Raw genomic sequence first — 18790 nt, 5'->3', positions numbered from 1 at the left:
AGCGCATTTTGTTATTAACGGATCTTCAAGCATTTAAATTGTGTCAATTGTCGGGCCAAAATTAAATTACACAAAAATCCATGTGAATAAATAACATTAAATCAAATTATACTTTGACTTTATTTTGTCATTGATAAGGGATAACTATTTTCTTCACTCGAAATCAACTCACACATGAAATGCTTTCCTACCTGGAAACGCATACCTGTAATCACAGGTATCGTCCTATTATTTCTTAGCGCCTGCTGCAAACCAGAACTCATCGGAAACGTACCTAATACGCTACGTCCGCAAGAGACCAATAACTGGTGCTGGGCAGCTACTACCCAAATGCTGGCACAACACCTGGGTGTGTCCATTACCCAATGTTCACTGGCCAACCAGCGATTTACCAGAACCGACTGCTGCAATCCACAGAACGATGGAGCCACTTGTCCGAAAACCAACAACTGTAACATGCCCGGCTGGATCATGCTGGATGCCGCAGGATGCAAATCGGACGAAAGCGGCACAGCACTAAGCTGGGAGAACCTGCGTAAGCAGATCTTCTGCAGCAAGAAACCAATGGCATGGACTTATGGCACCGAGGGTGTTGTAGGGCACGTGGTGATCGTGAAGGGTTACCTCACCCTGGGTGGTACCAATTATGTTGTATTGAACGACCCCTGGTCGCCCTGCATGGGACAGGAACGCATCATCACTTACGCGGAGTACACAGATCCTGCCGGTACATCTACCCACTGGAACACCTGGTACAACATAGCCAAGAAATAAACTAAAACCATTAAAACAACCAAACATGAAACTCACACAATCGATATTAGCCGTAATTTTCATGGTAGCAGCGACCAGCTGCGGCGATATGAAAGGCGGAGACAATAACAACGGAGGCGACGAGAAGCCTAAAACCTACGGCACAGCTGCAGAAGCTGCTGAGGCAGGCAAGGCAGACATGCTAAAAGCCATGGAAAATGGTGTAAACTTTGGAGTAGACCGCGCAAAATTGGAAAGCTCCAAACCGGGCCAACCAATAATGAAGCAAGCGGTAGATTTCAATGCGCTACTGCAAGCTGATAGCTCAACCAACCTGGAAAGAATGACAACCGGTGAAGCTGTGACAGCTGTACCTTTCATCATTGGCCCCGAGGTTGTAAGCATCATGACGCTACGCAACGAGGGCAACCAATTTGCCGTAGGCACACTGGGAGACGCGCAACTGTCGACCGAGCTCAACACTGTTTCACAAGCCACAGGCGGTGCAGCACAGGGCAAGGTCACTATATACGAGATACCTAACCTGAACGCTACGGTATATGCTGTAGGCGACTCTGCCGGAATCTTATACTATACGTCATACAACAATTTGTCGCCAAGACAACCGTTGCGTGCACCAGAGCTGATGCGTATGCTGCAAGCTGAAGCGCAAAATTTCCAAAAGCAATTTGGCGACGAGATTAAAAAGGGCAAGCTCGTCAGGTAACTCAAACTCAACAATTTACTAACCCCCTTATCGATAAAAAAGCCGCGTACTCCGCGGCTTTTTTACATGGTTTTAACCGGCTACTAAAAGCCATGTTAATTGCGGTGATATTTATTGTTAACGGGTAGTAATCGGACTGATTTTTTTGGCTTGCTGATCGGATATGATTGTTGAGAACTAAAAGATGAGTTTATGAAAACGATAGTGTTTGTGTTGGCTATATTCGGGGTGCTTTTCACCGCATCGTGCGCTAACGAAAGAGGAACTACAATGGCCGATCCCGAGAAAACAGGATACCCTGCAAGGCCTCTCAATAGTGCACAGCCTATAATGCACGATGATTATAAAACGAATTTTAACAAAGAGAAGTGAGGATGAAAGTGTGAACAAGTAAAATCTTGAGTTATGAAAAAGTTTATATTAGCCATCTTGGCTGTAGGAACAATAGCAGCCAGCTCGTGTTCGCGAACTACATACAGTGATATGTATTATGATCCATATAGGGGTACCGAAGATCCAACGATACACGGCGGTAAGGAGAACCTGGAAAATGCGGACCATATAGTTCCTCCTGAAAGCCGGAACAGTAATGATCCGTACCGCAATATGCCTATTATAGCAGATACGCTTACAGCGCCACCTGTTGAATAGATAACGTTAAAAACAAGGTATATGAAAAAGATACTGTTAGCAGCGGTGTTGCTGGGTACTATACTTGTGCAATCGTGCTCCGTGGGCCGCGAATCATACAAGACTGGGCGCGACCCTCACTTTCATGGAGGATATCGCGACGTACAATATAAGAACAACTACGGTTTTCCTGGAAGGTAGTATAATGACAGCGACAGGATGTGTTACATAGTAAAGTTGACAACCTAAAACGGAACTATGAGGAAGATAGTATTCATACTTGCTTTGCTAAGCACTATGACCTGGGCATCATGCTCCAGCACAAAAGACACTTATAACTACGACGAACCGGCGAATTATAACAACACTATGGGTCGGGATCCGTTTTTCCACGGTGGCTACCGGGAAGCCGACCCGGCGGGTAACTGGCGGAATTAGAGAGTGGCTAATTAGAAGAACAGAAAGGGCCTGCTATCGTGCAGGCTTTTCTTATTATATGTTACGATACCTTAACAGTATCAAGCTGAGCTGTTAAAGAAATTAAGGAATACTGGCACAACGATTGAACTATATGTGCTTTCTAACTTAAAACCGAAAGCATATGAAAAAGTGGACAATGGCACTGGGTGCAGGACTATTGCTTTTTACTACCGCAACTGTAAACGCGAAACCTGATAACGCCAACAAACAACACCAGAAAGCGTGGATACAGCAACACAAAATGAACAAACAGCAGGAAAAGTTCCAAAAAGAGCAGTATAAAGCTTATCGGAAGCAGCAAAAAGAGTACGAAAAACAGCAAAGAATGGCGAATGGCACCTATGGTGATGATGACTATGGATACCGTAACAATCCGCAAAACAGTGGGAAACGTAATTATCCGGAAAATGTTGGTAAACGTCAACAGCCACAGCCGCAGCAAAATACCGGCTGGAACCTGGGAGATATCTTAGGTGGTCTGGGGATCTAATTATTTATGGGAAATAAAGGCATAATACCTCATAGCCGGCGCATGCAATGCATTGCGCCGGCTTTTTAATATTGTAGCTATCCGCTGACCGGAAAGCGCATACACCTCCGGTGGCAGACGCCTTACCGAAGCATCAATTACACTATCCGAAAGTCTTGCCTGTAACTCCCGTATACTCTCATCCCAGTCGCGGGCTGAAAGGTCACTCAACCAAGTACGATCGAATTTGCGCGCTTTATAATTAAGCTGTTTCAGGTTGCCGGGAGATTCACGAAAGCCTTTTAGAAAAGGAGCAAACAATTTGGCCACACCGGCAAATAGTCCCTCGCTGTAAAAGAACGCCTGGTCATGGTCAACCGGCACAGGATACACCCACCTCTTTCCTGCTGAATCTTTAATACCAAAACGGTATTGGTTCTTGTGGCGGTCCCAATCAGCAACAAGCATATCCAGCAACCGGACCTTCAGCAATTCTTTTTGCATGAGCGCATATACTCTGCCCGTGTCTTTTCGCATTCGTATAACTAACTCTTCCAGGTCGTCCGACTTTCGGTTATGTGTAGGACTGCGCTCTTCAAAAAAACACACTTTGTTAGCTACAACATTGCGGTACTCCCCAAAGGCAGGATCATCTCTTACAAAAACAAGTTTGGGATGAGGCGTAGGTACTCCCACAGCATCAGACAGGGCACTCACTACGAGTGCTGCATAAGGGTGCGCTGCAGAGATCATATCCTGGGTCATCGCCTTGACCGGCGAACTACGCATCCATTTAGGGAACAGGTTCGACACATCTTTATCTACGGTGCGCAATACCCATTTATAACCATTACTGTCCTCCAGCCGAAGGCTCTTGGTCTGCATGCCACCGCCCATCTTTATTATCTTAAGACCACCCTGCTCTTTCTTAATATTGAATACAGGCATTTTTACCGGTGTAGCCCACTCGGCCCGGTAGTTCTTACCCTTTACGATCCTCTGAAAGCGGCTTTTGCTTTTGTATTGCTTACCCGCGGCAACCAATACGAACTCCTGGGCAACAACCGTTTGCACCAACAATAAGATAAAGGCTGTTATGAACAATACATTGGCGTATCGCATTGCTGTTCACTTAAAAAGAAATATGCCAGCAGATGCGTTCGTAGCTAATAGCCGGTTATCTCTTAGGGTATTTCCTATAAGGGGTGATATTATTGAATATCAGGGCAATGCCGAGGAGGATCAGCACGCCTGTCAATACGGGACTGACGATATATAGAAAGCCCAGCGCTTTGATCTTTTCGCTGCCAATATTGGCGATAAGCGCTGTAGCGCCGCCGGGAGGATGTAGTGTTTTAGTGATCTGCATAGCAACTATAGAAAGCGACACTGCCAACGCTGAAGCCAGCCAAACCTCCTGAGGGATAAGGTAGTGAACAATGACTCCAATGCAGGCACTGATGAGGTGGCCGCCCACCAGGTTGCGTGGTTGTGCCAACGGGCTATTGATAACACCATATATAAGCACGGCAGATGCGCCAAAAGACCCGATCAGGAATAATGTGTCGTGCGCTGTGAAATATTTGCTGCTTAACAAACCGATCAGCGCAATACCAATGAAAGAACCAATAAAAGTGAGTACATGCTCTTTCCAGTCAACAAGGGTTTCTTTATACACAATGTAGCGCACCTTGCGATAGCTACGTCTGATAGTCTTTACGGGCATTGGGGCAAAAAATCACGCGAAGGTAGGGTATTCAAAAAAGAAAGCCGCTTTAGAGGCGGCTTCACCATAATAGGATCAGAAAAATCTACTTTTCTTCGGCTTTATAAAACTTAGTCAATTCTGCTTCAAGCGTCGACATGCATTCTTTTACAACAGGGTTAAGTGTGCTGACCATCTTTTCTTCGCTCCAGCTGTTCATTTCTTCAAATTCTCTCTCGGTGAAAGCATTTATTACTTTGTCAGCGCTACACTCGCAATACTTTTTCATATACACATAGGTCTCATCGCCAGGCTTGGTTTCAGTGCTTTTAATACATTCCTCGAAGAAAATTGAACTTAGCTCTTTCTTTTTAGCCTTGTCTGTCACCTGTGCCGAAGCGGCCTCAGAAGCAAATATGCACAAAGCGATAACAATGAATATCCTTGTCATTCAATAGATTATTTGTAGAGACCTAATATAATACATTTTTATCATCAAGTAAAAAGCCGCCCTTAGAGGCGGCTTCAAATATTATTTAGCGGAGAATTACATTTTCCATTGCTTGCTGGCAAGGCGGTCTGACACCACCAGCTCTTTGCTTCCCGGTGTGTATTTATAGAAACCTTCACCGCTTTTAGCGCCGAGGTAGCCTGCCTGCACCATGTTGATAAGCAGAGATGCCGGAGCATACTTCTGGTTGCCGAAGCCTGTGTACAGAACGTTCAGAATAGCGAGGCATGTATCCAGGCCAATAAAGTCGGCCAGTTGCAGCGGCCCCATTGGGTGCGCCATACCCAGTTTCATGATGGTATCGATCTCTTCAACACCAGCTACACCTTCCTGCAGCGACAGGATGGCTTCGTTGATCATAGGCATCAGGATACGGTTAGCGATAAAGCCTGGATAGTCATTCACAACGCATGGTACTTTGCCCAGTTGTTTCGATAAGTCGTAGATCAGCTCCGTCACCTTTGCATCAGTAGCATATCCATTGATGATCTCTACCAATTTCATTACCGGTACAGGGTTCATAAAGTGCATACCGATGACCTTGGTTGGGCGTCTGGTATACGATGCTATGCGGGTAATAGAAATAGAAGAAGTATTGGTAGCGAGGATAGCATTTTCCGGAGCCAGCTTATCCAGGTCCTGGAAGATCTTCATCTTCAGGTCGATGTTTTCCGTAGCTGCTTCAATGATCAGGTCAGCATCTTTTACTGCTGTTGCCAGGTCTGTATAAGTAGCGATACGACCCAGTGCCGCGGCTTTATCAGCTTCTGTAAGCGAGCCTTTGGTTACCTGGCGGTCCATATTCTTACCGATGGTACCAATGGCCCTATCTAAAGCCGCCTGGTTGATGTCCATCATGTGCACATTGTAGCCGCCTTGAGCGAATACGTGGCAGATACCATTTCCCATTGTTCCCGAGCCGATAACGGTAACGGTTTTGATTTGTTGTAACATGTTATGCGTGTTTTCTGCCGGCAGCGTTGCGGGCGATTGTTTTTCCTGGATCATTAATATTGCTATTTCCTAAAAACGGGGCTAAAGTAGCATTTTCCTGCTAATCATTCTTGCGATTGCCGCTATACATGGGTATATTTCGTAAACACATCCTTAATAGTGGATAAATGACAGGGAATTGTGGATTATAAAAAATGAGCAAATGAAAGGAGTGCATTGTTTTAACAAAGCCCAAATCATTTTTAAAGTAATTTACGGAGTCAGATACCTATGAATATACAGAGAGCCACACCGGTAAATGAACTGCTGGCTAAACTCATTTTCCTGATATTACCTTCCGCGCTCATCAGCTATTTCCTGCTGTGGAATGCTAACCAGTATTTTTCCATACTTCGCGACCAGGCAGTGCAGCAAACCATCTACCTGCTGGTAGGTATGGCGGGCGCAGCAATATTCTACGCCTTTAGATTCCGCTTTTTGCCAACGTTCCTGTTGCTGATGCTGGGACTGTATACCGTATACAAGGGCCTTGACAAATACGCAACCGGTGAATTTGACGCATTTTTTATCTCGATCCAGTTCCTTGTTTTTGCAATACTATTCACGGCAGGCTGGTTGATCGGCTGGGGTTTTATCAGGCTTAGATACTGGTCGATCCTGATCGCAGCTACTATGTTATCCGCTTGTATACTGCTGATAGCAAAATCGAATACAGACAGCGTCTACGGGCTGTTGCAGGCATTTGCACCCGCGCTTATCTACGCAGTGTACATCATCTTTACCTCCGAGCAGATATATAGCTATAAAGACAAGTCTCAAAAGTTCTGGTGGTTCCTGACAAGACGTTTGGTGTTCTTCGGGATACTGGCAGCACTGTTGCTGGGTGGCGTGGTGTATATGATGCGTGGCGAGATAAAGGAAACCGTGGCCAACTATGGCGGTGGCGGCAAGCAGGGCGAGAACAGCATGCTGAAGCAGAACAAGGACGGCACTTTCGACCTGAATGACTACTCAAGGTTAAGGAGCAATCTTGGCCGGAATAACGAACTGCTCTTTGCGGCGCACATCGACAACTTCTTCCCGGAAACACAGATACCCAATCCGCTTTACCTGACCGCATTCTACTACACCAAGTTCGATACGTTGACGGAGACTTTTGAGCGCGACTCGACCATACCATACAACGACCTGTTTGAACCTGACCCGTCGAAGCTACCGTTGTTCTTTACCAAGACGGATTCAAGCGTGATCAAAAACAGCCTGGCAACCAAATTGAGGCGCTCGGTAGATATTGAAGTATACAGCAAAAAGCTCTCACCCAGCACCTACCTGGCGCCCAACGTGGGCTATTTCATTCAGCCGATCACAGTAGAAAAAGACTTCAGGGATGAGTTCAAAACGGCATTCCGCGCCAAGGGTTACGTGTCTGAATTGAACAGCGCTTACTTTATTTACAACTCGCCCGATACGCAGATCAGGAAATTCCAGCAACAGCGTTTTGATGTGTTAAGAACGGCAGGCGGTTATGAAGGCATGGACAGGAAGTTCATGAACTATTATACCCACATGCCGCCCGATGCGAAATTTAAAAGGATAGGCGACCTGGCGCAGCAGATCACCGGCAAGTCGGATAAGACGATAGATAAGATATTGGCGATAAGAGATTACTTCCTGTCGAAAGACTCGAGTGGAAAGCCGCTATTTCAATACACTGATAACCCCGGCGTGCCGGACATTCCCAATGCGTCGAAGCTGATGTACTTCTTGTTCGATAACAGGAAAGGCTATTGTGCATATTATGCGGGTGCCACGCTGTTCATGTTGCGCTCGCTGGGTATTCCTTCACGCATTACCGTGGGCTTCCTGACCGTAGACCGCGCCGATAAGAATAAAGGCTGGTATTGGTACTATGCCGACCAGGCGCATGCCTGGGTGCAGGTATACTTCCCGGGCTATGGCTGGCTCGATTTCGACACCACTGTTGGCAACACTGATGCCCAGGAAAGTCCGCAGCCGGATGGAACACCGCCAATGCAACCACCGCGTGCATGGCTGGCGATAGATGGAATAGTAGAAAACGTTGACACCTTGAAGAAGGTCATGTCAATGACAACAAAGCACTTCATCTTCCACGATAAAGAGTATGACCTGCAACAGCCCACAAAGGTGGAGATGGACGTAAAAGTAGCCACCATACGCAGAGATAGCGTAGACGTGCCATTGGCCAATGTGCGAAAAGGCGATGAGGCGACCGCAGTATCCTATGCAGAAGCATTTAAGAACATGAAGCCGCAACCAGGCGAATATGCCGGCAGTGTATTGGCGCGTTTCCCAAGCCCCGCACCCATAGACGAGATCTTCCTAAAAAGGAAAGACGTAGCCAAACCAGAAGAAAAACCGAAGGCAACACAGCAGGAACAACCCGTGTCAGCTAAAAAGGTGCTGCTGACCACGTTGTTGGTATTGGCAGGACTCATCCTGTTAATACTACTTACGCCTTACCTCATATTCACATTCTTCAAATGGAGGTATAATACCTCGAAGGCCGAAGGCGACAAAGCATACTGGGCATACCGGACTGCTGGATTCTACCTGCACCAGCTAGGTATCTACCGCGGCACACGCACACCGATGCAATACGCCCGCGACGTAATTGACCCGCAGTTGGGCACTGCGTTTGTACCCTTCATGAACATATACCTGAAGAAGAAATATGCAAAACAACCGTTGACCGCGTCTGAACAACAGCACGTAGCCAACTTCCTGTCGCCATTCCTGGGCCAGGTGCGCAAACGTATACCGTTCAGCAAACGACTCAAAGGCTTTTTGAACCCATCGCGCAGCATCACCTTCTTTGTAAAACCGGATGACGATAAGCAAAACGAGGAGTGATAACTAATTTATTGTTCGACTTTAATTTTTATAGCTTTGCCAGACAATAAAACGAACGACTTGCCGGACGAAAGATCAAATAATAAAGGGCAAAACAGGCCTCCACAGAAGAAGACCGGGAAGAAAACCGGTCAGAAAAAATCTGTCCGTATCCTGTGGCGTACGTTCTGGATAGGATTGATAGCGTTCAATATGCTCATCATCCTGATCAACCTGGGTGCGCTTGGCTACATGCCTTCTATGAAGGAGCTGGAAAACCCAAGCAGCGCGCTGGCATCAGACGTCTATGCAACGGATGGTACACTTATCAGCCGGTATTATATACAAGACCGTTCTACCAGCAAATACGAAGATATCTCACCGAATATTTACAATGCCCTGCTGGCAACTGAAGATGCCCGCTTTTATGACCACTCAGGCATAGACCCGGTGGCGACAGCGGCAATACCTTTTTACGTGCTGACGGGTAAAAAACGCGGTTCATCTACTATCACGCAACAGCTGGCTAAAAACCTCTTCCCGCGCGAAAACCAGAATGTCATCACACTGCCATTTATTAAGCTAAAAGAATGGGTGATGGCTGTGAAACTGGAACGTAACCTGACTAAGAACGAAGTAATAACGCTGTACCTGAATACAGTGCCTTTTGGCGATAACGTATACGGTATCAGGAATGCATCGCTCACCTTCTATAATAAGATGCCGGATTCTGTGACCGTAGATGAAGCAGCGGTACTTATAGGCATGCTGAAAGGTAATACGCTGTACAACCCTCGTCGCAACCCTGAGCGTTCGAAAGAAAGAAGGAATGTGGTGATCAACCAGATGGCCGACCAGAAATTCATTACCGAAGCTGAAGCTGCAGAACTGGTGAAGAAACCCATCCAGCTGAACTACCACAAGATGGACTATCACACAGGTATGGCTCCATACTTTGCACAGGTGGTAGAGCAGGAAGTAAAAAAGATGCTGGAAGGTCTAAAAAAATCGGACGGTACTGAATACAATATATATAAGGACGGTCTTAAGATCTACACTACGCTGGATGTGACCATGCAGCGCTATGCGGAGCAGGCTGTATCAGAGCACATGAGCGAGATCCAGAAGCTATTCTCCTCACAACGCAGCTATCGCGATGGCACGATCTGGAAGGCCAACCAGAAATACCTCGTTGAGTCAATAAAATCGTCTGACCGCTACCAGGTGCTGAAGGATAAGGACATGACTCATGACGAGATCATGAAGGAGCTGAACAAACCGGTAAAGATGACCGTGTTTGCCTGGAACAAGAAACGTTCGAAGGATACCACGATGAGTCCTATCGACTCGATCAAGTACATGAAAATGTTCCTGCAGACTGGCTTTATGGCCATGGACCCATACAGCGGCGAGATCAAGGCATGGGTGGGAGGTATCAACCATAAATACTTCCAGTACGATCACGTAAACATTAATACAAAAAGGCAGGTAGGTTCTACCATCAAACCACTGCTCTATTGCCTTGCAGTTGATAATGGCTTCTCTCCATGCGGTATTGTATCTACCATGCCACAGGATTTCCCTGAGAAGAAACATTATGATGCAGGTGGATCTGAATATGGTCAACTGCCAATGGGCAGAGCCCTTGCAATGTCAGTCAACAATGCGGCATTATACCTGATCAAACAGGTAGGCGTGAATGCATTTGTCGACTTTATGCGCAAGTGTGGTATCACCAGTCCTGTCGATAAGTATCCATCTGTTGCGCTGGGAGCGCCTGATATCTCTTTGTATGAAATGATGGGGGCCTATACCATGTTCCCAACAGGTGGTATTCATGTTACTCCAATGTTCATCACCAAGATCGAAGACAAGAACGGTGTGCTGGTGAAAAACTTTGTGCCGGAACAGAAAGAACTGATCAACGCGAACACTGCCTATAAGATGGTGAAGCTGATGCAGGGTGTAACAGGACCGGGCGGTACTGCCGTTCGCCTACGCTACCGTTATGGCTTCGATGGTGAGATTGCTGGTAAAACAGGTACTACCAACAAACAAGCCGATGCCTGGTTCCTTGGATATACTCCGCAGATCATGGCTGGTGCATGGGTAGGTTGCGATGATCGCTACCTGCGCTTTGGTAGCCAGGCGCTCGGTCAGGGTGCTGCGGCGGCGCTGCCAATATGGGCGCTGTTCATGAAACGCGTGTATGCCGACAAGTCGCTGAACATTGTTAAAGATGCTAAGTTCATTGCACCCGAGGGTTTCGATGACTGCAATGCCTACGATCCAACCAGCGTTGACAGAAGCTCTACTTACGACCAAAGCGGCTACTACGAAGAATATACAACAGACTCAGGACAGACAAGACGAGTTCCGATGCAGCAAACCCAGCCGGGACAACCTCCGCGTCCGGGTCAGCCGAACCAACAGCCTGCACAACCAGCGGAACCGGTAGAACAAATCCCTAACACTGAGTGGGACTAAAACTTGCGTTATTTTTGACGGCGAATGAGTATTAAGGGCAAGATCATTAACGATCCGGTTTATGGATTTATCAAATTCCCGGAACCGGAGTTATTGCAGATAATCGGCCATCCATGGTTTCAGCGACTGCGTAATGTAAAGCAGATGGGTACAGCACACATGGTGTACCCTGGCGCCACACATACCCGCCTGCACCACTCGCTGGGCGCCTGTCACCTGATGGGAACAGCGCTGGATGTGCTGAAAGCAAAAGGCGAAGCGATCTCCAACGACGAATATTTGGCTGCGCGGATAGCTATTCTACTGCATGATGTAGGCCACGGGCCATTCTCACATGCACTGGAACACTCGCTTGTAGATGGCATCAAGCATGAAGGTATTTCGCACCTGATCATGCAACAGCTGGATCGTGAGTACAAAGGACTCCTCAACGACTCCATTAGCATATTCGACCACTCCTACCCTAAGAAATACCTGCACCAATTGGTATCAAGCCAGCTGGATGTAGACAGGATGGACTATCTGAACCGCGACAGTTTCTACACGGGGGTGTCGGAAGGTGTTATCGGGTATGACCGGATATTGCAGATGCTAACCGTACGCAATGGCGATCTGATGGTAGAAGAAAAAGGTGTCCACTCGGTCGAAAAGTTCATTATCGCCCGCAGGCTGATGTACTGGCAGGTTTACCTGCACAAGACGGTGATGGCCTCGGAGCTGCTGCTCATTAACATCCTGAACCGGGCAAAGGAACTTGCCAGGCAGGGCCAGGAACTATTTGGGACACCAGCGCTGCGTTATTTCCTGTACAACCAGTTCACAGCAGCCGACTTCGAATCGACACCGGAACACCTGGAATGGTTCTGCCAGCTGGACGACAGCGACATATTATCATCGGTTAAGGTATGGCAATCACATAATGATAAAGTCCTATCCATCCTTTGCCAAATGCTAACGGAGCGTAAACTGTTCAAGGTAGTCTTAAGCTCCGCCCCGCTAGACCACCTGCTGGAGGAAAAACGGCACACAGCTAAAAAGCTACTCAATCTTAAAGACGATGAGATTCAATACTTTGTGTCCACCGGCACGGCTTCGGGAAGCACTTACAATGTGAATGACGAACGAATACAGATAGCCATGAAAAATGGCACATCTCTTGATATATCAGAGATTGATAATCCGGTGGTGAACAATACACTTGCAAGCCCCATCCATAAAAACTACATTTGCTTCGTCCAACCGGAATCAGAACCAAATATTTAAAGGAAAAGCACAACCCTTTAAAAGAAACCGCAATATTAGATCATGCAATTTACCGCACAACAGGTTGCCGCCATCATAAACGGACAGATAGAAGGCGACCCGCAGAAAAAAGTTAGCCGGGTAGGAAAAATAGAAGAAGGAGAAGAAGGCGTACTGAGCTTTATTGCCAATCCAAAATACGAAGATTACCTATATAGCACCAAGGCATCGATACTGATCGTAAATGAATCGCTGCAGGTATCTGAACCGGTTGCGCCTACCCTGATACGTGTAAAAGATGCCTATATGGCGTTTACGCACCTGTTGGAAAAATACCATGAAATGACCGGCAGCGCCGGCAAGAACGGTATTGAGCAACCCAGCTTTATTTCACCGACTGCCAAACTTGGAAAGAACGTATATATAGGTGCCTTTGCTTACATCGGTGAGAATGCCATCATTGCAGACGGCGTCAAGATCTATCCAAACAGCTACATAGGCGATAATGTTATCATTGGTAAGGACAGTGTACTGTATTCCGGGGTGAAAGTGTATAATGATTGCCACCTGGGCAACCGCGTAACCATCCACTCCGGAACAATAGTTGGAGGCGATGGGTTTGGTTTTGCGCCCCAAAAAGATGGCACCTATAAAAAGGTTCCACAAATAGGTAATGTTATTATAGAAGATGATGTGGAGATCGGTGCTAATACTACAATCGACAGGGCTACCATGGGTTCTACAGTTATCCGCAAGGGTGTGAAGCTGGACAACCTGATACAGATAGCCCACAACGTAGAAATTGGCGAAAACACTGTGATAGCAGCACAAACCGGCGTTTCGGGCAGCACCAAAATTGGTCGCAACTGTATCATTGGTGGCCAGGTTGGCATGGTTGGCCACATACAGATAGCCGACGGTACACGCATCAACGCACAGAGCGGTTTATCCAAATCTGTGACCATAAATAACACAGCCCTGACAGGGTCACCGGCCTTTGAGTACAAAAGTTCTCTGAAAAGTCAGGCAATTTTTAGAAATTTGCCGGAATTACAGCAACGCCTCCTGAAGCTGGAAGAAACGGTGGAGGAATTATCAGCATTGTTGAGTCAAAACATTTCAGTAAAAAAGTGAGTGTAGATACGTTAACCAAATCAGGAGCAAAAAAATCGGGCATTTTGCAGGAAACATTAAATGGAGAGAATCAACATACGTTGAAAGGGTCTGTTACCCTGCGCGGTGTTGGCCTACATACGGGCGAAGAAGTGAACATGACGCTGAAACCGGCTAACCCTGGTTTTGGCATCCGTTTTCAACGTGTAGACCTTCCTGAGAAGCCTATTATTAAAGCAGATGTAGACTACGTTGTAGACACATCTCGCGGTACTACGCTGGAATATAATGGCGCACGTGTGAGCACTGTGGAGCATACCCTGGCTGCTATGGTGGGCATGGGTATCGATAATATCCTGATCGAACTGGATGGTGCTGAAGTGCCCATTCTGGATGGCAGCGCCAAACAGATCATCGAAGCTATAGAAAGTGTAGGTGTACAGGAGCAGGATGCAAAACGTATCGTCTATACTATTGACACTAATATCCACTACTACGATCCGGTTAAGAATGTAGACATGCTGGCAGTTCCATCTAGCGACTACCAGATAACTACTCTTATTGATTTCAACTCACCGGTACTGGGCACACAGCACGCAACGCTGAAGCATATAATGGAATTCAAGGATGAAATAGGTCCTTGTCGTACATTCTGCTTCCTGCACGAGCTGGAATACCTGCTGGACAATAACCTGATCAAAGGCGGTGACCTGAGCAACGCCATTGTGGTGGTTGATAAAGTAGTAGAACAAGACGAACTAAACAGGCTTGCTAAAGTCTTCAATAAACAAAAAATAGAAGTAAAGCAGGAAGGCATTCTGAATAATGTACAACTGCACTTCACCAATGAGCCTGCAAGGCATAAACTATTGGATGTTGTGGGCGATCTGGCACTTGTAGGCCATCCAATAAAGGCGCATATCATCGCGAGCAGGCCTGGTCATGCGTCAAACGTTGAGTTCGCTAAAAAGATCAAGCAATACATCAAAAAGAACAAGCATCTTTCTGATATACCGCACTACGATCCGAACCAGCAAGCTATTTACGATATCACGCATATCGAAAAGTCGCTGCCGCACAAGTTCCCGTTCTTGCTGGTAGATAAGATCATCGAGCTGAGCGATAACCATGTAGTAGGTATCAAGAACGTCACCTTCAATGAACACTTCTTCCAGGGCCACTTCCCGGGCAACCCTGTAATGCCGGGCGTACTGCAGATAGAGGCGTTGGCACAAACAGGTGGTATCCTGGCGCTGAACAACTATAGCGATCCTGAGAACTATGACACCTATTTCATCAAAATAGACAAAGTACGTTTCAAGCAAAAAGTAATGCCGGGTGACACCCTGATACTGAAACTTGAATTACTGAATCCTATCCGCCGTGGTATCTGCGAAATGAGGGGAACCGTGTATGTGGGCAATAAACTTGTGACCGAAGCAGAACTGGTTGCGCAAATCGTTCGAAAAGACAAAAAATGATCCATCCTCTTACATACATACACCCCGACGCTAAAATAGGCCCTAATGTAAAGATCGATCCGTTCACGACTATTCATAAGAACGTGGAGATCGGCGAAGGGTCATGGATCGGGTCGAATGTAACGATCATGGAAGGTGCACGCATCGGTAAGAACTGTCGCATTTTTCCGAGCTCGGTGATCTCAGCTATTCCTCAAGACCTGAAGTATAAAGGCGAGGAAACGCTGACCATAATTGGAGATAACACTACCATCCGCGAATGCGTTACCATTAACCGCGGTACGGTAGACAGGAATAAGACCCAGATAGGCAACAACTGCCTGATCATGGCTTATTCGCATATAGCGCACGATTGCGAAATAGGCAATCATTGCATATTCTCTAACAACACTACACTTGCAGGCCATATCACTGTTGGCGATAACGTGGTACTTGCAGGTCTGACCGCTGTACAACAATTTGTACGCATAGGTTCACATGCTTTTGTAACCGGAGGTTCACTTGTACGTAAAGACGTGCCTCCCTACGTAAAAGCAGCACGCGAACCATTGTCGTATGTAGGTGTAAACTCTGTCGGCCTGAAACGTCGTGGCTACTCCATAGATAAGATCAACCACATCCTCGATATCTACCGCATACTCTTCGTTCGCGGTTACAATATCTCCAAAGCGCTGGCCATTATTGAAACCGAAACACCGGTATCTGACGAGCGCGATGAGATCATTGCATTCATCCGTGAAACTGGTCGCGGTATCATGAAGGGCTATTCCCGCAGGCTCAATGAAGATCTCGCTTGAACACATAAGCAAACGTTTTCAACGGCACTGGATCTTTAAAGAGGTCAGCCACGAATTTGCGGCTCCCGGCGCTTATGCGATACTTGGCCCCAACGGAAGCGGTAAGTCTACCCTGTTGCGCATTATAGCAGGTATGCAGGCAGCGTCCAAAGGCAAAATACAGCATCTTAACAACGGCAAAGTACTGGAGCAGAATAAGCTGTTCGAATATGTCAGCTTTTGCGCGCCCGGAATGGATATTGTTGAAGAACTTACCCTGACCGAGTTTCTTGACTTTCATTTCAGCTTTAAGAAAGCGCTGAATAATCTATCAGTTAAAGAGATCATTGAGATCACCGGGTTAAAACAAGCTGCCGATAAGCCAATTGGTGATTACTCGTCCGGCATGAAGCAGCGTGTAAAACTGGCACAAGCTATTTTCGCCGATACTCCACTCCTGCTGTTAGATGAGCCCTGCTCTAACCTGGATCAACAAGGTGTTGATCAATACCGCAGCTGGATAGAAACCTATGCGCAAAACCGCCTGGTTATTGTGGCTTCGAACGATGTTAGGGAGTACTATTTCTGTAAGGAACACATCAGTATAGAGGACTACAAATAGACCGGGCGATCTTTAATTTTTTCGGCATGTGGCTTTGCTCTACTTTTACAGCACCACATGAAACGTGTCCTCGACCTATATAAAAACGCATATTCCGGCCTTTCTCCATCTACCTGGCTTCTTTGTATTGTAATGCTGGTGAACCGTAGCGGCACTATGGTTTTTCCATTTATGTCGCTGTACTTGACGCAAAGCCTGGGCTTTACCATTGGCGATGCGGGCTGGGTAATCGCTATCTGGGGGGTAGGATCGATATGCGGAGGTTTCATTGGCGGCAAGCTTACAGATAAGATCGGGTTCTATTATATACAGATGTTTACGCTGCTGGGCGGTGGGTTGATGTTCTTGCTGCTGGGGCAGATGCATAGCTATTCAGCTATTTGCATTACCACGTTCCTGCTAAGTATCGTCAACGAGTCTTTTCGTCCGGCCAATGCTGCAGCTATTGCACATTATAGCAAAGAGGAGAACCGAACGAGGTCTTATTCTCTGAACAGGCTTTCAATAAACCTGGGTTGGGCCGTAGGTGGAGCACTGGGTGGCTTTATAGCAGGTAAGAGCTATGAGCTGCTGTTCTGGATAGACGGCTTTACCAATATTGGGGCGGCACTGCTACTGTGGTTTTTCCTCGCACCGTCCAAGAATAAGGCTTCGGCCCATGCACCAACGGTAAAGTTGGCAGATGTCCAATCTGCCTATAAGGATAAGGCTTACCTGACTTTTATAGTCCTTACAATGCTGTACGCTTACTGCTTCTTCCAGCTGTTCAGTACCATGCCAGTATTCTATAAGAAGGAACTGCACCTGCCTGAGAGCTACATTGGCATCGTAATGGCAGCGAATGGTATACTCATTGCGCTGTTTGAGATGGTGCTGGTACACAACCTGGAGGGTAAGCGCAGCAACCTGCATTACATAACCCGTGGGACTATGCTGCTGTCGGCTTCATTCCTGGTCTTCAATATTCTGCCCGGTGCTGAACTGCTAGCCATATCATCGATGCTGCTATGTACTATGGGCGAGATATTCTCCATGCCCTTTATGAATTCGTATTGGATCAGCCGTGCGTCGAACCACAATCGTGGACAGTACGCGGGGTTATACACCATCGCATGGGCAACGGCTCAAGTGTTAGGACCTGCAACCGGCGCACAAATAGCAGAACATGCGGGCTTCAACGCCTTGTGGTGGATCATTGGCGCGATCGGTATCGGCACAGCACTGGGCTTCAAATGGCTGCAAATGCGTAGTGTAACAACGCCTATGGTTAGCACAGAAATGAAAGGCTAATTGTATTGTCTTGCGCCAAACAGCAGACTACCAATGCGCACCATGGTGCTACCCTCTTCCATCGCGATTTTATAATCACTACTCATGCCAATGGAGCAGGTATTAAATTGCGGCTGGTTGATGAAATACACGTCCTTCAAGTGATTGAAAGTATTGTGCAGTCGTTTGTATTCCAATCGTACGACAGATTCATCTTCGGTATTAGTTGCCATCCCCATCAGTCCGCAGACACGGATGCTTGAGAGCTGGTCTTTCTGCGCGGTGTAGTATTCAAGTAATTCTATAAGCTCTTTCTCATCCAAACCGAATTTGGTTTCCTCTTCGGCGACATGCATTTGAAGCAGGACATCAATTACGCGATCGTTCTTAGCTGCCTGCTTATTGATCTCAAGTAAGAGTTTAAAGCTATCAACAGCATGAATGAGATGAACAAAAGGGGCAATGTATTTTACCTTATTCGACTGCAGGTGGCCTATATAATGCCATTGAACATCAGCAGGTAATTGCGGTTGTTTTTCCACCAGTTCCTGCACATAATTCTCACCAAAGTCGCGCTGACCGAGGTTATACAAATCTTGTATATCAGATACCGGTTTGGTCTTAGAAACTGCAACCAGTGTAATGTTCTTCTCCTTTAGTTCGGCTGTTATCTCTTTCCAGACAGCTTCGTTTACCATAG

General features: G+C 46.7%; 20 protein-coding genes. 15 read left to right on the top strand and 5 right to left on the bottom strand.

Annotated elements, in window-relative coordinates; genetic code table 11:
- The first annotated feature begins 174 nt into the window (after positions 1-174).
- The 7 genes from P2W83_RS12930 (at position 175) to P2W83_RS12900 (ending at position 3080) form a co-directional block, all read left to right on the top strand.
- A complete protein-coding gene (locus P2W83_RS12930; RefSeq protein WP_276134162.1) occupies positions 175-774 on the top strand; it encodes a C39 family peptidase in 600 nt (199 codons plus the stop codon).
- Between the two features lie 25 nt (positions 775-799).
- On the top strand, positions 800-1480 hold the full coding sequence (locus P2W83_RS12925) for a hypothetical protein (RefSeq protein WP_276134161.1): 681 nt from the start codon (positions 800-802) through the stop codon (positions 1478-1480).
- A 192-nt stretch (positions 1481-1672) separates the two neighbouring features.
- Positions 1673-1852, top strand: coding sequence for a hypothetical protein (locus P2W83_RS12920; protein ID WP_276134160.1), 180 nt, complete (start codon positions 1673-1675; stop codon positions 1850-1852).
- A gap of 33 nt (positions 1853-1885) precedes the next feature.
- On the top strand, positions 1886-2131 hold the full coding sequence (locus P2W83_RS12915; protein WP_276134159.1) for a hypothetical protein: 246 nt from the start codon (positions 1886-1888) through the stop codon (positions 2129-2131).
- 21 nt (positions 2132-2152) lie between these two features.
- Complete coding sequence (locus P2W83_RS12910; RefSeq protein WP_276134158.1) at positions 2153-2311, top strand: hypothetical protein; 159 nt, start codon at positions 2153-2155, stop codon at positions 2309-2311.
- Between the two features lie 57 nt (positions 2312-2368).
- The gene (locus tag P2W83_RS12905; protein WP_276134157.1) at positions 2369-2548 is read left to right on the top strand and encodes a hypothetical protein; all 180 of its coding nucleotides are present in this window, start codon (positions 2369-2371) and stop codon (positions 2546-2548) included.
- A 163-nt stretch (positions 2549-2711) separates the two neighbouring features.
- Positions 2712-3080, top strand: coding sequence for a hypothetical protein (locus P2W83_RS12900; RefSeq protein WP_276134156.1), 369 nt, complete (start codon positions 2712-2714; stop codon positions 3078-3080).
- Here the strand turns inward: P2W83_RS12900 and P2W83_RS12895 are convergent, their stop codons facing one another.
- The 4 genes from P2W83_RS12895 to P2W83_RS12880 all read right to left on the bottom strand — a co-directional run bounded on the left by P2W83_RS12895 (position 3081) and on the right by P2W83_RS12880 (position 6229).
- Positions 3081-4181 (bottom strand): hypothetical protein, encoded by a 1101-nt coding sequence (locus P2W83_RS12895; RefSeq protein WP_276134155.1) that lies wholly within the window; start codon positions 4179-4181, stop codon positions 3081-3083.
- A 55-nt stretch (positions 4182-4236) separates the two neighbouring features.
- Positions 4237-4785: an HPP family protein gene (locus P2W83_RS12890; protein ID WP_276134154.1), complete on the bottom strand. Its 549-nt coding sequence runs from the start codon at positions 4783-4785 to the stop codon at positions 4237-4239.
- A gap of 85 nt (positions 4786-4870) precedes the next feature.
- Positions 4871-5215, bottom strand: a complete 345-nt coding sequence (locus tag P2W83_RS12885) for a hypothetical protein (RefSeq protein WP_276134153.1) — start codon at positions 5213-5215, stop codon at positions 4871-4873.
- A 96-nt stretch (positions 5216-5311) separates the two neighbouring features.
- Positions 5312-6229, bottom strand: a complete 918-nt coding sequence (locus tag P2W83_RS12880; protein ID WP_276134152.1) for a 3-hydroxybutyryl-CoA dehydrogenase — start codon at positions 6227-6229, stop codon at positions 5312-5314.
- Between the two features lie 270 nt (positions 6230-6499).
- Between P2W83_RS12880 and P2W83_RS12875 the strand changes: the two genes are divergently transcribed.
- From P2W83_RS12875 to P2W83_RS12840, 8 genes are read left to right on the top strand one after another with little or no spacing between them, the layout of a single operon-like run.
- A complete protein-coding gene (locus P2W83_RS12875) occupies positions 6500-9121 on the top strand; it encodes a transglutaminase domain-containing protein (RefSeq protein WP_276134151.1) in 2622 nt (873 codons plus the stop codon).
- 36 nt (positions 9122-9157) lie between these two features.
- Positions 9158-11587: a transglycosylase domain-containing protein gene (locus P2W83_RS12870; RefSeq protein WP_276134150.1), complete on the top strand. Its 2430-nt coding sequence runs from the start codon at positions 9158-9160 to the stop codon at positions 11585-11587.
- A 24-nt stretch (positions 11588-11611) separates the two neighbouring features.
- Positions 11612-12850, top strand: a complete 1239-nt coding sequence (locus tag P2W83_RS12865; protein ID WP_276134149.1) for an HD domain-containing protein — start codon at positions 11612-11614, stop codon at positions 12848-12850.
- Between the two features lie 42 nt (positions 12851-12892).
- The gene (lpxD, locus tag P2W83_RS12860) at positions 12893-13963 is read left to right on the top strand and encodes a UDP-3-O-(3-hydroxymyristoyl)glucosamine N-acyltransferase (protein ID WP_276134148.1); all 1071 of its coding nucleotides are present in this window, start codon (positions 12893-12895) and stop codon (positions 13961-13963) included.
- A 44-nt stretch (positions 13964-14007) separates the two neighbouring features.
- A complete protein-coding gene (locus P2W83_RS12855; RefSeq protein WP_276134147.1) occupies positions 14008-15423 on the top strand; it encodes a bifunctional UDP-3-O-[3-hydroxymyristoyl] N-acetylglucosamine deacetylase/3-hydroxyacyl-ACP dehydratase in 1416 nt (471 codons plus the stop codon).
- Positions 15420-16220, top strand: a complete 801-nt coding sequence (gene lpxA, locus P2W83_RS12850; RefSeq protein WP_276134146.1) for an acyl-ACP--UDP-N-acetylglucosamine O-acyltransferase — start codon at positions 15420-15422, stop codon at positions 16218-16220. Before P2W83_RS12855 ends, lpxA begins: the two co-directional genes overlap by 4 nt.
- Positions 16204-16821 carry an ABC transporter ATP-binding protein gene (locus tag P2W83_RS12845; RefSeq protein WP_276134145.1) on the top strand — a complete coding sequence of 206 codons (618 nt, stop codon included), beginning with the start codon at positions 16204-16206 and terminating at the stop codon, positions 16819-16821. The genes lpxA and P2W83_RS12845 overlap by 17 nt, the downstream gene beginning before the upstream one ends.
- 57 nt (positions 16822-16878) lie before the next feature.
- Positions 16879-18111 (top strand): MDR family MFS transporter, encoded by a 1233-nt coding sequence (locus tag P2W83_RS12840; RefSeq protein WP_276134144.1) that lies wholly within the window; start codon positions 16879-16881, stop codon positions 18109-18111.
- Here the strand turns inward: P2W83_RS12840 and P2W83_RS12835 are convergent.
- Positions 18108-18788, bottom strand: coding sequence for a YggS family pyridoxal phosphate-dependent enzyme (locus P2W83_RS12835; protein WP_276134143.1), 681 nt, complete (start codon positions 18786-18788; stop codon positions 18108-18110). The genes P2W83_RS12840 and P2W83_RS12835 overlap by 4 nt on opposite strands.
- Between the last annotated feature and the right edge of the window lie 2 nt (positions 18789-18790).

This window comes from Polluticoccus soli (genome assembly GCF_029269745.1).
Taxonomy (GTDB): Bacteria; Bacteroidota; Bacteroidia; order Chitinophagales; family Chitinophagaceae; genus Polluticoccus; species Polluticoccus soli.
The sequence above is the reverse complement of the archived record's forward strand: the minus strand, read 5'-3'. Positions and strand labels throughout refer to the sequence as shown.

Excerpts from the sequence above, each read along its gene's own strand:
- P2W83_RS12930 (WP_276134162.1), top strand. The coding sequence starts at position 175 with ATGAAATGCTTTCCTACCTGGAAACGCATACCTGTAATCACAGGTATC.
- P2W83_RS12925 (WP_276134161.1), top strand. The coding sequence starts at position 800 with ATGAAACTCACACAATCGATATTAGCCGTAATTTTCATGGTAGCAGCG.
- P2W83_RS12920 (WP_276134160.1), top strand. The coding sequence starts at position 1,673 with ATGAAAACGATAGTGTTTGTGTTGGCTATATTCGGGGTGCTTTTCACC.
- P2W83_RS12915 (WP_276134159.1), top strand. The coding sequence starts at position 1,886 with ATGAAAAAGTTTATATTAGCCATCTTGGCTGTAGGAACAATAGCAGCC.
- P2W83_RS12910 (WP_276134158.1), top strand. The coding sequence starts at position 2,153 with ATGAAAAAGATACTGTTAGCAGCGGTGTTGCTGGGTACTATACTTGTG.
- P2W83_RS12905 (WP_276134157.1), top strand. The coding sequence starts at position 2,369 with ATGAGGAAGATAGTATTCATACTTGCTTTGCTAAGCACTATGACCTGG.
- P2W83_RS12900 (WP_276134156.1), top strand. The coding sequence starts at position 2,712 with ATGAAAAAGTGGACAATGGCACTGGGTGCAGGACTATTGCTTTTTACT.
- P2W83_RS12895 (WP_276134155.1), bottom strand. The coding sequence starts at position 4,181 with ATGCGATACGCCAATGTATTGTTCATAACAGCCTTTATCTTATTGTTG.
- P2W83_RS12890 (WP_276134154.1), bottom strand. The coding sequence starts at position 4,785 with ATGCCCGTAAAGACTATCAGACGTAGCTATCGCAAGGTGCGCTACATT.
- P2W83_RS12885 (WP_276134153.1), bottom strand. The coding sequence starts at position 5,215 with ATGACAAGGATATTCATTGTTATCGCTTTGTGCATATTTGCTTCTGAG.
- P2W83_RS12880 (WP_276134152.1), bottom strand. The coding sequence starts at position 6,229 with ATGTTACAACAAATCAAAACCGTTACCGTTATCGGCTCGGGAACAATG.
- P2W83_RS12875 (WP_276134151.1), top strand. The coding sequence starts at position 6,500 with ATGAATATACAGAGAGCCACACCGGTAAATGAACTGCTGGCTAAACTC.
- P2W83_RS12865 (WP_276134149.1), top strand. The coding sequence starts at position 11,612 with ATGAGTATTAAGGGCAAGATCATTAACGATCCGGTTTATGGATTTATC.
- lpxD (WP_276134148.1), top strand. The coding sequence starts at position 12,893 with ATGCAATTTACCGCACAACAGGTTGCCGCCATCATAAACGGACAGATA.
- lpxA (WP_276134146.1), top strand. The coding sequence starts at position 15,420 with ATGATCCATCCTCTTACATACATACACCCCGACGCTAAAATAGGCCCT.
- P2W83_RS12845 (WP_276134145.1), top strand. The coding sequence starts at position 16,204 with ATGAAGATCTCGCTTGAACACATAAGCAAACGTTTTCAACGGCACTGG.
- P2W83_RS12840 (WP_276134144.1), top strand. The coding sequence starts at position 16,879 with ATGAAACGTGTCCTCGACCTATATAAAAACGCATATTCCGGCCTTTCT.
- P2W83_RS12835 (WP_276134143.1), bottom strand. The coding sequence starts at position 18,788 with ATGGTAAACGAAGCTGTCTGGAAAGAGATAACAGCCGAACTAAAGGAG.